Annotated in this window: 12 protein-coding genes and 1 pseudogene; 3 read left to right on the top strand and 10 right to left on the bottom strand. The window is 67.6% G+C overall.

Features of this window, described 5'->3' with window-relative positions; translation table 11 throughout:
- Position 1: 1 nt before the first annotated feature.
- Together glnK and ACSQ86_RS01625 are read right to left on the bottom strand one after the other, a co-directional pair.
- Positions 2-340, bottom strand: a complete 339-nt coding sequence (glnK, locus tag ACSQ86_RS01630; protein ID WP_093104326.1) for a P-II family nitrogen regulator — start codon at positions 338-340, stop codon at positions 2-4.
- Positions 341-383: 43 nt separating this feature from the next.
- Positions 384-1190 carry a TorF family putative porin gene (locus ACSQ86_RS01625; protein ID WP_436310245.1) on the bottom strand — a complete coding sequence of 269 codons (807 nt, stop codon included), beginning with the start codon at positions 1188-1190 and terminating at the stop codon, positions 384-386.
- A gap of 159 nt (positions 1191-1349) precedes the next feature.
- On the opposite strand from ACSQ86_RS01625, the pseudogene ACSQ86_RS01620 reads away from it, so the two are divergent.
- From ACSQ86_RS01620 to ACSQ86_RS01610, 3 genes and pseudogenes are all read left to right on the top strand, one after another.
- Positions 1350-1487 (top strand): annotated as a pseudogene (locus ACSQ86_RS01620) (YifB family Mg chelatase-like AAA ATPase); the annotation flags it as partial.
- Positions 1488-2115: 628 nt separating this feature from the next.
- Entirely contained in the window at positions 2116-2739 is a 624-nt protein-coding gene (locus ACSQ86_RS01615) for a hypothetical protein (RefSeq protein WP_436308371.1), read from the top strand.
- Positions 2740-2812: 73 nt separating this feature from the next.
- Positions 2813-3391 carry an RES family NAD+ phosphorylase gene (locus ACSQ86_RS01610; protein WP_436308370.1) on the top strand — a complete coding sequence of 193 codons (579 nt, stop codon included), beginning with the start codon at positions 2813-2815 and terminating at the stop codon, positions 3389-3391.
- A gap of 317 nt (positions 3392-3708) precedes the next feature.
- Here the strand turns inward: ACSQ86_RS01610 and ACSQ86_RS01605 are convergent, their stop codons facing one another.
- The 8 genes from ACSQ86_RS01605 to ACSQ86_RS01570 form a co-directional block, all read right to left on the bottom strand.
- A complete protein-coding gene (locus ACSQ86_RS01605; RefSeq protein ID WP_436308369.1) occupies positions 3709-4893 on the bottom strand; it encodes a fumarylacetoacetate hydrolase family protein in 1185 nt (394 codons plus the stop codon).
- 63 nt (positions 4894-4956) lie between these two features.
- Positions 4957-8670 (bottom strand): molybdopterin cofactor-binding domain-containing protein, encoded by a 3714-nt coding sequence (locus ACSQ86_RS01600; RefSeq protein WP_436310244.1) that lies wholly within the window; start codon positions 8668-8670, stop codon positions 4957-4959.
- A gap of 65 nt (positions 8671-8735) precedes the next feature.
- The gene (locus ACSQ86_RS01595) at positions 8736-9236 is read right to left on the bottom strand and encodes a (2Fe-2S)-binding protein (RefSeq protein WP_436308368.1); all 501 of its coding nucleotides are present in this window, start codon (positions 9234-9236) and stop codon (positions 8736-8738) included.
- The gene (locus tag ACSQ86_RS01590; RefSeq protein ID WP_436308367.1) at positions 9214-10368 is read right to left on the bottom strand and encodes an ABC transporter substrate-binding protein; all 1155 of its coding nucleotides are present in this window, start codon (positions 10366-10368) and stop codon (positions 9214-9216) included. The genes ACSQ86_RS01595 and ACSQ86_RS01590 overlap by 23 nt, the downstream gene beginning before the upstream one ends.
- Before the next feature lie 3 nt (positions 10369-10371).
- A complete protein-coding gene (gene pncA, locus ACSQ86_RS01585; RefSeq protein ID WP_436302451.1) occupies positions 10372-11094 on the bottom strand; it encodes a bifunctional nicotinamidase/pyrazinamidase in 723 nt (240 codons plus the stop codon).
- Between the two features lie 34 nt (positions 11095-11128).
- Positions 11129-11863 (bottom strand): ABC transporter ATP-binding protein, encoded by a 735-nt coding sequence (locus ACSQ86_RS01580; RefSeq protein WP_093104338.1) that lies wholly within the window; start codon positions 11861-11863, stop codon positions 11129-11131.
- Entirely contained in the window at positions 11860-12663 is an 804-nt protein-coding gene (locus ACSQ86_RS01575; RefSeq protein ID WP_436308366.1) for an ABC transporter ATP-binding protein, read from the bottom strand. The genes ACSQ86_RS01580 and ACSQ86_RS01575 overlap by 4 nt, the downstream gene beginning before the upstream one ends.
- A complete protein-coding gene (locus tag ACSQ86_RS01570) occupies positions 12660-14573 on the bottom strand; it encodes an ABC transporter permease (RefSeq protein ID WP_436292344.1) in 1914 nt (637 codons plus the stop codon). The genes ACSQ86_RS01575 and ACSQ86_RS01570 overlap by 4 nt, the downstream gene beginning before the upstream one ends.
- Between the last annotated feature and the right edge of the window lie 11 nt (positions 14574-14584).

The following is a 14584-nucleotide window of genomic DNA, read 5'->3' as shown; positions in this document are numbered from 1 at the left end:
GTCAAAGAGCTTCGCGGCCTGTTTCTCCGGTACGAATGCGAACGACCTGCTCCAGGTTGTAGACAAAAATCTTGCCGTCGCCGATCTTGCCGGTGCGTGCGGCGCTTTCGACGGCTTCGATCACGCGCTCGACGAGCTCGTCGGCCACGGCGGCCTCGATCTTGACCTTCGGCAGGAAATCGACCACGTACTCCGCGCCGCGGTAGAGCTCGGTGTGGCCCTTCTGGCGACCGAAGCCCTTGACCTCCGTCACGGTGATCCCTTGCACACCGATCGCCGAGAGCGCTTCGCGCACCTCGTCGAGCTTGAACGGTTTGATGATGGCTGTGACCAGCTTCATGATGTTTCTCCTTTGGATGGAACAGGTCTGCGCGCTGTATGGATCAGAGCGTCTTGGTCAGCGTGACGATGAAGCGCGCCTTGTTGGGCGACCAGGTGGGTGCGCCGAAGCCCAGGTCGGGGCCCGACACCAGCAGGTACGAGCTCTTCTTGTTGGCGCCCTGCACCGAGCCGGCCAGCGACAGGCCGTTGCCGAAGTCATAGGAAGCGCCCACGTTGTAGTCGACGTAGCTCTTGTAGCCCAGGCTGCGGATGTCGCTGCTCATGCGCGTGTAGCCCAGCGCTGCCTTCAGCGTGACCTTGGGCACGATTTCCTTGGTGTAGGAGAGATTGAGGTAGCCGGTGTTGCGCCCCTTCAGGCCCGAGCCGTCACGCTCGCCGGCGTAGTTGAAGTAGTCCTTCGAGACGGTGTGGGAGTACTTGAAGGTGAAGGCGCCGATGGCCTCGTTGGCATAGGTGGCCGCGCCGTAGAGCTCGGTGGTGTTGCCGCGGGCGTTGCCCGGGTAGATGTAGGCGAGCGCACCGAAGTCGAGGTCGAACACGCCGGCCTTGAACTTGTAGCCGCCATAGATGTCGCTCTCGATGTCGTTGCCCGCGAGCCAGTTGACGCTGGAGTTCCAGTTGCCGATGTAGAAGCCGCTCTCGCCGAAAGCGTAGTCGAAGCCGCCCTGGATGGCGGGCTTGAAGGCCTTGGTCTTGGCGAAGCCGTTGCTACCGAGCACGTCCTGATCCTGACCGCGGAACTTGTAGTTGCTGGTGAGCGCAACATTGCCCGTGAGCTGGGCGCTCGCGATCAGGGGCATGGCAGCCAGCGAGACAACGGCCAGGGCAGAGGCGGTTTTACGGTGCATCATCGAGAGACTCCTCGGAGGTTTTGGAATGGAATGGAAGCCATCTCAAAGCAGGGAGCGTGCCAAACCGACCGTTCCGCACTGAGAAGGGCCTGGGACAGGTGCACATTGCAACAATGAGCAAAAAATGGGCGCACCATCTTGGGGAAGGGGAGAAGAATGAGCTTGTCTTTGGTGCAAAGCCGTGCCTTGCTGGGCCTGGAAGCCGCCAGTGTCACGGTCGAGGTGCATCTGGCCAACGGGCTGCCCAGCTTTACGCTGGTCGGCCTGACCGATGTGAAAGTGAAGGAAGCGCGCCGATCGGAGGCAATAAAGTCTGTCGGGTGCTTCGTTTCGCCGCCCCCTAGAAGGTCCGGCGTGAAGGGGCACCAAAAGCGTCTTGAATCAAAGGCGACGATGCAGGACTGACCGGAGCCGGCGGAGCCCCGGCTCAATCTTCAGCGCCAGTACGTGACGCCGTCGTTGCACTTCCACGCCGTCTTGTCATCAGTGACCCCCGTGCTGACAACAGGGAGGCCCCTAGAGTCCATGCCAATGGATGTGACCAGGTCGCCCTCTTTGTGCCCAACCTTCTTGCAGTCGTGCTCCTTCACGAAGGCGTGCCAACGCTCACGCTTGTACAGTGCGCCTGCGACAGGTACGCCGATGGCCACCCGCAAGTAGCAACGTAGTCCCGCGCACAGGAAGCGCTCTGCGAAAGCCGCCTGTTCTTCCGGTAGTGCTCCCGTGATTCACGTTGTGCAGCATCGGGCCATTTTCTACGCGATTGAGGCTTCCGGGTGCCGGCGATGCTCAACACAATTTGGGAAAAAGCTGGCTGGGCACGCTCACCAGGAGCGACGGGAGCCATCGGCCCGGAGGCAGGGCTTCTTGCGCGCGAGAAACGTGAGGAGTAAAATCGCCTCACGAATCTCACGGAGCTGTCATGAACCAAACCTCCGCCAAAGAACCGCATGATGCCGTCCAGGCGCTCGTGGCGCGCATCGACAGCATGCGTGTGGCAAGCCGCCTCATCATCAGCGAGCTTTCCCGGACCCTCACCGGGCCCAGGGACAAGAAGCTGACCCTCCATGTGCGCGAGGCGATCAACGAGCTGGAGCGTCAATCGATCCAGGAGTTGGTGGATGAGGTTGAGCCCAGGCGCCCGGCGGCCACCCGCATCGAGCTCGAGAAGCGCGCCATCGACGCCGTCCTGCAGGGCACCGAGTGGAGCTCGGCCGCCGAAATTGGACAGCGGCTTGACGCGAAGGCAGCAAACCCGCACGCGGCCGTGAGCCGCTGGCAGCAGAGCGGGCGCATTTTCGGCATCGAGCACCGCGGCAAGAAAATCTACCCAGCCTACATTTTCGATGCGACCTGGCAGCCCTTGCCGGCGGTCAAGAAGATCCTGGCGGTCCTGGACGACTATTCGCCCTTCCGGGTTGCGGCATGGTTCGAGTCCACCAATTCGTCCCTGGGCGGAAAGCGTCCGCGCGAGGTGATTGCGAGCGCCCCGGATGCCGTCATGGCCGCCGCGGAAGACCACAAGGTGGGTGCGGTGCATGGCTAGCCCAGCACCTCTCCTGCCTCCTCCGCCAAAGTCGTTCCGCACCCTGCCGCATAAGGCTGGAGTCTGGTATCGCGTGCATCCGTACGACGCAACCACGGGGAAGTACGCGCCGGCCGCCTTCAACGCATCGGGGTTCGGCAACGCTCGATTCAGCCCCCTTTTCAATCCGGTCTCGAAAAAGCCGATTCCGACGATCTATGCGGCCAAGAGTGAGCGCGGAGCTATTGCGGAGATCGTCCTGCACGACGTCCCCACCCCGTCGGCTGGCTACCTGCATGACCTTGAGCGCGACTACCGCGCCAACCTTCACCTGAGCCGCATTCGTGCGCCGGCGGTCCGGCTGGTCAACATGACGACCATGGGTCTCCAGGCCGCCGGCCTGAAGCCGATCGACCTCTTCGAGGGCGAGAAGGACGACTACCCCAGGACCCAGGAATGGGCGCTATGGATTTGGCAGAACATGCCGGACGCCCAAGGATTGCGGTGGATGTCCAAGCGGGACAACCAGTGCGAGGTGATCATGCTCTTCGGCGATCGGATGAACCCGTCGGACGTCGTCGACGATGGCAGTTCACAGCCGCTGCAGGCGCACGAGGACCTTGTCATCGAACTGCTGGATGAGATGGGTGCCGGGGCCTACCCCTCCATCTGACGAGGCCTGCCAGGCGCGCCAGGCACGTCGGAACACCCATCACCGCGTTCGAACCCATCGACGGAAACAATCCACGCCGCGGCCGGCCGCCCTGCCCGATTGGCCAGCCACACGCCAGATCGCGGAAGCAGAGGCTCGAAATGATGAATCTGGTCGTAAGCCTTGACGGGCGCCGAAGGAGATGAAACCATTTTTGCCGATCATTCAATCGGCCAAGTTTACGTAAAAATCCAATTGCGACAACAGCTTATGTTTCTTCACCGCAGCCAGAATGAAGTTTTTGCCGGTGTTTTTGCCGGTTTTTCTGCCACCACTGTTCAGAGCAGCCCGCGCCCCGCCAGGTTGCGCATCAGCGCACCGATGCCGAAGGACCAGCGCGCGGCCTGGTCCGAATGCACGACGCGGTTCTCCAGCGCGCCGAGTTCGGGCGCCGAGATGGTCACGCGATCGCCGACCACATGGGTGAAGCCCTGGCCCGGACCGTGGCGGTCCTGCGTGGGTGCGAACATGGTTCCGAGGAAGAGCACCAGACCGTCGGGGTAGGCATGGTGCGGGCCGATCGCCTGCGACACGATGTCCAGCGGATCGCGGCTGATCAGCGAGAGCGAGCTTTCGCCTTCGAGCACGAAGCCTTCAGGGCCCGCGACGCGCAGCGCCACCGTGATGCGACGCACCTCGTCGATGCCGAAGTGGGCATCGAAGAGGCGGATGAAGGGGCCGATCGCGCACGAAGCGTTGTTGTCCTTGGCCTTGCCGAGCAGCAGCGCGCTGCGGCCTTCGAAGTCGCGCAGGTTGACGTCGTTGCCCAAGGCGGCGCCCAGCGTCTGGCCGCGGCTGTTGATAGCAAGCACCACCTCGGGCTCGGGGTTGTTCCAGACCGAACCCGAATGGATGCCGATGTCGGCGCCGGTGCCCACCGAGGCCAGCACCGGCGCCTTGGTGAAGATCTCGGCATCGGGGCCGATGCCGACCTCGAGGTACTGCGACCAGGCGCCCTGCGCGATCAGCACCTCCTTGACCTGCGCCGCCTGCGGCGAGCCGGGCACGATGCCCGCCAGGTTGTCGCCGAGCACGCCGCCGAGCGCCGCGCGGATCGACTCGGCCTTCGACGCGTCGCCGCGCGACTGCTCCTCGATCACGCGCTCCAGCAGGCTGGCGACGAAGGTCACGCCGCTGGCCTTGACGGCCTGCAGATCGCAGGGCGCGAGCAGCCAGGGCTGGCCGGGATCGCGCCCGGCCTCGTCGCTGTTGGCCAGCACCGCGTCGAGCGCGGCGATGCGGGGCGTGATGTTGTCGCGCAGGCCCTGCTGCACGGCACCCACGGCATCGTCGAGCTCGAGCAAGTGGCTCGCGGTGGGCGCGATGCGCGTGAGGTCGTGCAGGCCGCCTTCGTGCACGGCCACCAGCGTCGGCCCGAGCCCGGGCTGCCAGAGGCGTCCGATCAGGGTGGCGCGCTCGGCATCGCGAGGCAGGCTGGTGGCGGGCGAGAGGATCGGGGGCATGCGAGGTCTCCAGAATGAACGGGCCGATGAGCCGGCCTCTGCATGGGCGATCGTACGGGACTGTCAGCGTGCCGTGTGGGCCTGCCCCGCCGCGCGCACGCGCGCGACGCTCTGCGGCAGGTCTTTCCAGGCTGTAGCCTGCGGCGCGAAGCGCGCGCGCATGTAGCCGGCCAGCTCGGCGATCTGCGCATCGTCGAGCGCTTCGCCGAAGGCCGGCATGAAGCCGATCTCGCGCGAGGCCGGCTCGCGCACGCCGTCGAGGATGGTGCGCAGCAGGTTGTCCGGCCGCTCGCTCGTGAGATTGCTGTTGAGCGCGAGCGGCGTGTTCACGCCCAGCAGGGTCGGCCCGTTGCCGTCGTGGTGGCAGGCGGCGCAGGCGCCGTCGAACATGCGCTGGGCGGAGCCTAGCAACTGGCCCTGGCCGGCGGCGGCGGCGGCGACCGCGCGCCGCGCCTGCGCGCTCGCTTCGGCATCGCTGGCGGCCGGATTGAAGGAAGCGAGGTAAGTGGCCATCGCGCGGATGTCGTCATCAGGCACTGCCGCCAACTCGCGCACCACCTCGGCCATCGGGCCACCGGCCATGCCGTGCCGCGGGCTGTGGCCGTTGCGCAGATAGCGATAGAGCGCCTCGGCGTTCCAGGGCACAGCCGCCTTCGAGAGGCTGGTGAGCGCCGGCGCTTCCCAGCCCTCGACCATCGCGCCCGAAAGAAAAGCGCTGCCGCCCTGCTCCGCGCCGAGCGCATTGCGCGGCGTGTGGCAGGCGCCGCAGTGGCCCAGGCCGTTGACGAGGTAGGCGCCGCGGTTCCATTCGGCGCTTTGCTGCGGCGCCGGCTGCATTGGCGCCGGATCGTGGAAGAGCGCGTTCCAGCCTGCCATCAGCGGCCGCAGGCCGAAGGGGAACTTGAGCTCCGCCTCCGGCGTGGGCGCGCGCACCGCGGGCAGCGACATGAAGTAGGCATAGAGCGCCTGCAGGTCGTCGTCGCTGGTCTTCGCGAAGGCGGTGTAGGGGAAGGCCGGGTAGAGATGGTGGCCGTCGCGCGAGATGCCCTCGCGCATCGCGCGCTGGAAGGCGCTGAAGGACCAGCGGCCAAGGCCGGTCTCGGCATCGGGCGTGAGGTTGGTGGTGTAGATGGTGCCGAAGGGCGTCTCCATCGCACGGCCGCCGGCGTTGGGCGTTCCGCCCGGCGCGGTGTGGCAGACGGCGCAGTCGCCGATGGCGGCGAGCGTGCTGCCGCGTTCGATGGTGGATTGGCTGTAGACGGGGGCGCTGAGGGTGACGGGGGCGATCGTCGAGCGCCAGCCCATGAGGCCGGCGATGACGCCGAGGCCGCCGATGACGAGGGCGATCGCACTGGCTGCCTTGCTCCTTCCCCCTCTGGGGGAAGGCTGGGATGGGGGCACGACGACGCCACCATCGAACGCTGGGTTGCCCCCACCACCCTCCCCCAAAGGGGGAGGGAGTGAAGACGGGTTCAGCGCAGCACGCACCACTTCCGGCGTGAACGGCGGCGCCCTGAACCGCACCCCCGTCGCATCGAAGATCGCATTCGCAATCGCCGCCGTGCCAGGCACCGAGGACGACTCGCCCGCTCCGAGCGGCGGCTCGCCGGGCCGCTGCATGTGCATGACCTCGATCACCGGCACGTCGCGGAAATTGACGATCGGGTAGCTGCCCCATTCGCGGCTCGCGACCACGCCCGGGTTGGGCGCGCTCTGCGGCGCGAACTGCACGCGCTCCTTCAACGCGCGGCTCGTGGTCTGGATCACGTTGCCGTGGATCTGGTGTTCGACCCCGGCCGGATTGACCATCAGCCCCGCGTCGTGCCCCACCACCACGCGGCGCACGTGCACCTCGCCGGTCTTGCGATTGACCTCGACATCGGCCACCCATGCCGACCAGGCCGCGCCGAAGCCCGGCCACTTGCTGTGCACGTAGCGCGCGTAGGCGAAGCCTTGCCCGAAGAGCACGTCACCACCGGGTCCGAGGCCGCCGTCGGCATCCTCCTGCGGCCCGGTGCGCATGCGCCAGCCGGCCTTCTGCGCGGTCTCGCGCACCAGCTCGGCCGCACGCGGATCGTTCAGGTGGCGCAGGCGGAACGCGACCGGGTCGACGCCGGCCGCGGTGGCCAGTTCGTCGACGTAGGACTCGTGCGCGAAGGAGCTCGGCAGCGCCGACACGCCGCGCAGCCACGAGGCGCGCACGATCGGCGCCATGTCGTTGACCTTGACGCGCAGGTTGCCGTACGCATAGGGCGGGCGCGCGGTGCGGTCGCCCATCTCGAAGGCCTGGGCCGCAGGCTCGATGGTGCGGGTGAGCAAGAGCGCCAGCGTGGGCGCGCCGTTCGACGGGTACGAGGTCTCGAAGTCGTAAGCCGCAACGCCGCCTTCGGCATCGAGCCCGCCCTTCACCTGCATCAGCTGCGCGGCACCCTTGGGCTCCCACGCATGCTCCTGCTCGCGCGTGAGCTGCACCCGCACCGGCACGCCGGCCGCGCGCGCGAGCAGCGCGGCATCGGCCGCGACGTCGTCGGCGCCGTTGCGCCCATAGCAGCCGGCCGCCTCCATGCGCACCACATCGACCGCGACATCGTCCACGCCCATGAGCTTGGCCAGATCCGCGCGCAGCACATGCGGGTTCTGCGAGCCGGCCCACACGCGCAGTTGCACATCGCCGCCTTCGCCTTCGGGTTGCCAATGCGCGAGCGCGCACGAGGGGCCGATCGATGCGTGCATCTGGTAGGGCCAGACGTAGGTGCGCGGCATCGACTCGGCCGCATGGGCGAGCGCGCCCTCGACATCACCTTCGTCGACCAGCAGGCGCTGCGTGGCGGGGTTGGCGCGGATCGCGCCTTCGAGATCGTCGAGCGAAGGCAGGCCGGGCCAGCGCTTCCAGATCACGCGCAGTTCGCGCAGCGCCTGCTCGGCATGCTCCTCGCGCTCGGCGACGATGCCGACGAAGTCGCGGATCACCACCACGGCGCGGATGCCGGGGATGTGGGCGATCGAGGATTGGTCCACCGATTCGAGCGTGTTGCCGATGTAGTCGCCGTGGTCCGCGCCCGCATAGGGCGGGCGCACGACGCGGCCGTGCAGCATGCCGGGCGCGCGCATGTCGTGCACGAACACCAACTCGCCCGCGAGCTTGGCCGGGATGTCGACGCGCGCCACCGGGCTGCCGACGATGCGGTAGTCCTTCGGATCCTTGAGGCGGGCGCCGCCGTCGAGCTGGAGCACGGTGCGCACGCCCGCCACCAGCTCGCCGAAGCCGACGCTGAACGCGGGGTCGTCGCCCGCATGGATGCGGCCCTCGCGCACCGCGAGCAGCGAGGGCTGCACGCCGAAGCGCTCCGAAGCCTGCGCGAGAAGCCAGGCGCGTGCCTGCGCCGCCGCGAGCCGCAAGGGCGCGGCATGGATCTGCAGCGAGGCGCTGGCGATGGTCGCGCCCTGGTTCGGCGCGCGGGCGGTGTCGCCGAGCACCATGCGGATCTGCGCCAGCGGCACATCGAGCTCTTCGGCGACGATCTGCGACAGCGCGGTCTGGATGCCGGTGCCGAGATCGACATGGCCGTTGAGCGCGGTCACGCTGCCGTCGTCCCACAGCGCAAGCAGGATCTCGGGCCCTTCCGCGGGATTGCCCGACACCGTGGCCGGCTGGCCGTTGGCGACCGGCGGCGCGGGTGGCGTCTCGCGCACCACGACGAGCACGCCCTCGGCATGGAGGAAGTCGCTGCGGTTGCGCGGCAGCTCGGCGCGAAATGGTGCCCCCAGGCTCGGCACTCTCGTGTCCTCGCCGCCCCCCGAGGGGGCTACCGCGCCTTGGGGCGGCCCGGCGGCGCGGTTGCTCACGAGTCGGCGTCCTTTGCCACCATCAGCTGCGCCGCACGCTGCACCGCCGTCATGATCTCGACATGCGTGCCGCAACGGCACAGGTTGCCCGAGAGCTCGTTCCTGATCTGCGCATCGCTCGGATGCGGCTCGCGCGCGAGCAGCGCCGCCGCCTGCATCACCATGCCGTTCAAGCAGTAGCCGCATTGCGCGGCCTGCGCGTCCTCGAAACCTTGCTGGACCGGATGCCATTGCTCCCGCGAGCCCAGCCCTTCAAGCGTGGTGATGGCCCGTCCCGCAACCCCATGCGCCGGAATCACGCAGGCCCGCGCCGCCACGCCATCGACCCACACGGTGCAGGCGCCGCACTGGCCCAGGCCGCAGCCGTACTTGGGACCGTTCAGGCCCAGGTCGTTGCGCAGCACATGCAGGAGCGATGCCTCGCGCGGCACCGCGAGCGCGTGCGCGCGCCCGTTGACCTGCAGGGCGAGAGTCTCAGCGCTGGAGGCGTCCGTCACGTGTGTACATCTCCAGATCGACGAAGGTCGAGCCGTTGTGGTTCTTCGGCCCGTAGGCCACCGGGAACTCGCCGATGCGCGTGTCGCCCAGACTCTCGAGGGCCGTGACGAAGCTCTCGCGCGTGAGGTGGCGGCCGGCGCGCTTGAGCCCTTCGACGAACACGCGCGCGGCGATATAGCCCTCGAGCGCGGTGTAGCTGTCGATCTTCTCGCCGAACTCCGCGCGGTCGCGCCGGTAGTCGGCCACGATCGGCACGCGCACCAACTGCGGCGGCGGCACGATGCTGGCGGTGACCAGGCCTTCGAGCTTGCCGCCCAGGCGCTGTGCCGAACCGGCCGCGTCGGTGATGCCGACCGAGAGCGTGTAGAGCGGCGCAGCCGCACCACCGGCGCGGTAGTCGTGGATGAAGACCTCGCTCATGCGCCCGGCCATGATCATCACCACCGCGCCGGGCTTCGCCTTCGCCAGGCTCTCGCCGATGTCCTTGGCGTCGGTCGCCGCAATGGCCATCGGCAGCGCCTGCACCACCTTGACCTTGTATTCGGCCGCGAGCTGCTCGCAGGTCGCGAGGTTCGACTTGCCGAAGGCGCTGTCCTGGAACACCACGGCGATGTTGTGGATGCCGATGGTCGACAGGTGGCTGATGATCTTGCGCAGCTCCAGGTCGTAGCCCGCGCGCACATGGAACAGGTTGCGATTGAGCTTGGTGCGGAACGAGGTGGTGCCCACCAACGGCGCGAACATCGGTACGCCGGCCTTGTCGGCCAGCGGCATGGCCGCCACCAGGTTGCCGGTGGCGACGAAGCCCATCAGCGCGAACACCTTGTCCTCGTCGATCAGCTTGGCCGTGTTGACTGCCGTGCGCTGGGGCTCGTAGGCATCGTCGTAAGAGAGCAGCTCGATCTTGCGGCCGTTGACGCCACCGCCCTTGTTCACGCGGTCGAAGTAGAGCTTGATGCCGGCACGGTAGTCGTTGCCGAAATCCTGCGCCACGCCGCTGAAGACGGCCGATTGGCCGATGCGGATGCTGGTGTCGGTGACGCCGTTCTCGGCGGCGTGCGCGAAGCTCGAGAAGAAGGCGAGCGCGGCAGCGCAGCACGCCGCCGCGGCGCGTCGGGAGATGCGGGCCATCGCTCAGGCCACTTCGATGTCGGTGGACTGGATGCGCTTGACGCCCTTGGCCGCCATCTGCTTCCAGGCCGCGGCCAGCGAGCCGTTGAGGTCGATGGCGCGGGTCGCGTCCTCGATCACGTAGGCCTCGAAGCCGTGCTTGCGCGCATCGAGCGCGGTCCAGGCGACGCAGAAGTCGGTGGCCAGGCCGCTCACGAACACCGTCTTGATGCCGCGCTGCTTGAGGTAGCCGGCCAGGCCGGTCGCGGTCTTGCGGTCGGCCTCCTCGAAGGCCGAGTAGCTGTCGACGCCCTTGTGGAAGCCCTTGCGGATGATCACCTGCGCGGTCGGCAGCTTGAGGTCCTTGTGCAGCGCCGCGTCGTCCGTGCCCTGCACGCAGTGGTCGGGCCACAGCACCTGGTTGCCGTAGGCCAGCTTGATGCTGCTGAAGGGTTTCTGGCCCGGATGCGCGCTCGCGAAGGAGGCGTGGCCCTGCGTGTGCCAGTCCTGCGTGACGACGATGTTCTCGAAGGCCGTGGAGAGCTTGTTGATCACCGGCACCACCTCGGCCCCGCCCTTGACCGGCAGCGTCCCGCCGTCGACGAAGCAGTTCTGCACATCGACCACGATCAGGGCCGCGTTGGCCGCCGGCTTGATCTTCGCCGCAGCGATGAGCGGCGCCGAAAGTCCCGCGAGCCCCAGGGCTGCGGCGGACTGAAGAAAGGTTCTGCGGTGCGTGTTGTGCATGGTGTGCGCTCCTCGGGTTGAAATAATCCTGTGATCAGACGCTCAGGTACGCCCTGCGCACCTCGTCGTTGGCGGCCAGTTCGGCCATCGACGCCTGGTAGCGGATTTGTCCCTTCTCGAGCACGTAGGCGCGGTCGGACACGAGTTCGGCGAAGTGCATGTTCTGCTCCGACAGCAGGATGCTCACGCCCTGCGCCTTGAGCTCGAGGATCATGTTGGCCATCTGTTCCACGATCACGGGCGCCACGCCTTCGGAGGGCTCATCGAGCAGCACCAGGTAGGGGTTGCCCATCAGCGTGCGCGCCACGGTCAGCATCTGCTGCTCGCCGCCGCTCATGCGACCGCCCGGGCGGTTCGGCATCTCGCCGAGGTTGGGGAAGAGCTTGAACAGGCGTTCGGGCGTCCACAGCGGCGCGTCGCTGCCGTCGGCCCAGCGGCGCGCGGCCTGCTTGCCGACTTCGAGGTTCTCCATCACCGTGAGGTCGGTGAACACGCGCCGGTCCTCGGGCACGAAGCCCAGGCCCAGCTTGGCCGCGTGGTGCGGCTCGCTCTTCGAGATGTCGTGGCCCAGGAAGCGCACCGCGCCGCGGCGCTTGCTCAGCATGCCGATCAGCGCCTTGAGCGTGGTCGACTTGCCGGCGCCGTTGCGACCCATGAGCGCGACCACTTCGCCGCGTCGCACTTCGAGGTCGACGTCATAGAGGATCTGCGCGGCGCCGTACCAGGCACACAGGGCGTTGGCTTCCAACAACTGCTCATGCGAACTCATGCCGCCTCTCCCATCGCCGCGTTCACCGCGGCCGCCTTTTCGGCGATCTTCTCGAAGGTCTTGCCGCTGCCGAAGTACACCTCCTGCACCTTCGGATGGTCGCGGATCTCGAGCGGCTTGCCCTGCGCGATGAGGCGCCCGCGCGCCAGCACGATCATGCGGTCGGCGTACGCGAACACCACGTCCATGCTGTGTTCGGTGAAGAGCACCGCCATGCCGCGGTCGATCACCAGTTGCTTGGTCAATGCCATCAGCGAGTTGCGCTCCTTGGGGGCCATGCCGGCGGTGGGCTCGTCCATCAGCAGCAGCTTGGGACTGTTGGCCATCGCGATCGCGAGCTCGACGCGCTTGACATCGCCGTAGGCGAGCACGCTGCAGGGCCGGTCGGCCTGCGCCTTCATGCCGACCTGGTCGAGCAACGCCAGCGCCTCGTCGCGTTTGTGATCGGCGGCGCGGCGCCAGGTGGAGAAAAGTTTGTGGTCGTGCGAGAGCAGCGCCATCTGCACGTTCTCGACCACCGTGAGCGAGGCGAAGGTCTCGGCGATCTGGAAGGTGCGGCCCACGCCCATGCGCCAGATCTCGCGCGGCTTGCGGCCCACGAGTTCCTGGCCGTCGAGCAGGATCGATCCGCGATCGGCCTTCAACTGGCCGTTGACCATGTTGAAGGTGGTGGACTTGCCGGCGCCGTTGGGGCCGATCAGCGCGAGCAGCTCGCCGGGGGCGAGGTCGAAGCTGATGCCGTCGACGGCTTTGACGCCGCCGAAGGATTTGCCGAGTTCCGAAACTTTGAGGAGGCTCATGCTTCGGCCTCCTTCAGCTTGCCGGCCGCGCCGCCGCGCCGCCGATCGAACAGCTGCTTGGTGAAGCCCGCGATCCCCTGCGGGAACAGCAGCACGAGCAGCAGGATGATCCCGCCCAGCATCGCGCGCCAGTAGTCGGTGTTGCGCGCCACCGTGTCGTGCAGCCAGGTGAAGGTGACGGCGCCCACCACCGGCCCTGCCAGCGTCTGGATGCCGCCCAAAAGCACCATCACCAGCCCGTCGACCGACTTGCCCACGCTCAGCGATTCGGGCGAGATGCTGCCCTTGGAGAACGCATACAACGCACCGGCCAGGCCCGCGGCGGTGCCCGCGATCACGAAGGCCACCCACTGCATGCGCTTGACGTCGATGCCGATCGCATCGGCCCGCAGCGTCGAGTCGCGCCCGGCGCGCAGTGCATAGCCGAAGGGCGAGAACAGCACGCGGCGCAGCCACAGCACGCCGATCGCCACCAGTGCGAGCGTGAGCCAGTAGTACACGCGTTTGTCCGAGAGCCACGCCGCCGGCCAGACACCGGTGAGGCCGTTGCTGCCGCCGGTGAAAGTGTCCCACTGGTAGGTGATGGCCCAGGTGATCTGCGCAAACGCGAGCGTGAGCATCGCGAGGTAGACGCCCGACAGGCGCACCGCGAACCAGCCATAGACGAAGGCGCCGGCCGCCGCCACCAGCGGCGCGACGACGAGCGCGAGCTCCATCGGCATGCCGCTCGCGCGCACCAGCAGCGCGGCGCCGTAGGCCCCGAGCCCGAAGTAGGCCGCATGGCCGAAGGAATGCATGCCGGCCGGGCCCATGATGAAGTGCAGGCTGGTCGCGAACAGCGCAGCGATCATGAGGTCGATCATCAACACCGTCGTGTAGGGCGAGTCGGCCGTGATGAAGGGCATGGCTGCGAGCACGAGGCCGAACACGGCGGCCGCAATCAGGTAAGCCCTGCTCGGGCGACGCAGCGGCTCCTCCTGCATGCCCACATAGCGGCTCGGCGCCTGCGGCCGGCCGAACAGGCCCCAGGGGCGCCACACCAGCACCACCGCCATCACGAGAAAGTCGACCACCAGCGTGAGCTTGGAGAACGAGACACTGATGCCGAAGACATCGACCACGCCGAGCCAGATGCAGATCGCCTTGATCTCGGCGATCAGCAGCGCGGCCGCGTAGGCGCCGGGAATCGAGCCCATGCCGCCCACGACGACGACGACAAAGGCCGCGCCGATGGTGTTGAGGTCCATTTCGAGCGTGGCCGGTTCGCGCGGCAGCTGCAGCGCGCCGCCCAGGCCCGCGAGCAGCGCGCCGAGCGCGAACACGGCGGTGAACAGCCATGCCTGGTTGACGCCGAGCGCGCTGACCATCTCGCGGTCCTGCGTGGCGGCGCGCACCAGCGTGCCGAAGCGCGTGCGTGTGAGCAGCATCCAGACCAGGCCGAGCACCAGGGGGCCGACGACGATCAGGAACAGGTCATAGGAAGGAAACTGGCGTCCGAGGATCATCACCGAGCCCGAGAGGCCGGGCGCGCGCGGGCCCAGCAATTCGTCGGGCCCCCAGAACCACAGCACCGCGTCCTTGATCACCAGCACCAGCGCGAAGGTCGCGAGCAGCTGGAACAGCTCGGGCGCCTTGTAGATGCGGCGCAGCAGCACCACCTCGATCAGCGCGCCGAGCACGCCGACGGCGAGCGCGGCGATCACGAGCGCCGGCCAGAAGCCGAGTCCCGTGCCCAGCCGTTCGACCAGCGTATACGCCACGTAGATGCCCACCATGAAGAACGAGCCATGCGCGAAGTTCACGATCCGCGTGACGCCGAAGATCAGCGACAGGCCGGCCGCCACCAGAAACAGCGACGACGCACCGGCCAGGCCGTTGAGCAATTGAACAATGAACCCCGAGAAACTCATGGTGGACGTGC

The sequence above is a fragment of the Variovorax sp. LjRoot130 genome (genome assembly GCF_964253755.1).
GTDB lineage: Bacteria > Pseudomonadota > Gammaproteobacteria > Burkholderiales > Burkholderiaceae_C > Variovorax.
The sequence above is the reverse complement of the archived record's forward strand: the minus strand, read 5'-3'. Positions and strand labels throughout refer to the sequence as shown.

Coding starts and splice junctions, on each gene's coding strand:
- ACSQ86_RS01605 (WP_436308369.1), bottom strand. CDS start 4,893: ATGCCCCCGATCCTCTCGCCCGCCACCAGCCTGCCTCGCGATGCCGAG.
- glnK (WP_093104326.1), bottom strand. CDS start 340: ATGAAGCTGGTCACAGCCATCATCAAACCGTTCAAGCTCGACGAGGTG.
- ACSQ86_RS01625 (WP_436310245.1), bottom strand. CDS start 1,190: ATGCACCGTAAAACCGCCTCTGCCCTGGCCGTTGTCTCGCTGGCTGCC.
- ACSQ86_RS01590 (WP_436308367.1), bottom strand. CDS start 10,368: ATGGCCCGCATCTCCCGACGCGCCGCGGCGGCGTGCTGCGCTGCCGCG.
- ACSQ86_RS01570 (WP_436292344.1), bottom strand. CDS start 14,573: ATGAGTTTCTCGGGGTTCATTGTTCAATTGCTCAACGGCCTGGCCGGT.
- ACSQ86_RS01575 (WP_436308366.1), bottom strand. CDS start 12,663: ATGAGCCTCCTCAAAGTTTCGGAACTCGGCAAATCCTTCGGCGGCGTC.
- ACSQ86_RS01615 (WP_436308371.1), top strand. CDS start 2,116: ATGAACCAAACCTCCGCCAAAGAACCGCATGATGCCGTCCAGGCGCTC.
- pncA (WP_436302451.1), bottom strand. CDS start 11,094: ATGCACAACACGCACCGCAGAACCTTTCTTCAGTCCGCCGCAGCCCTG.
- ACSQ86_RS01580 (WP_093104338.1), bottom strand. CDS start 11,863: ATGAGTTCGCATGAGCAGTTGTTGGAAGCCAACGCCCTGTGTGCCTGG.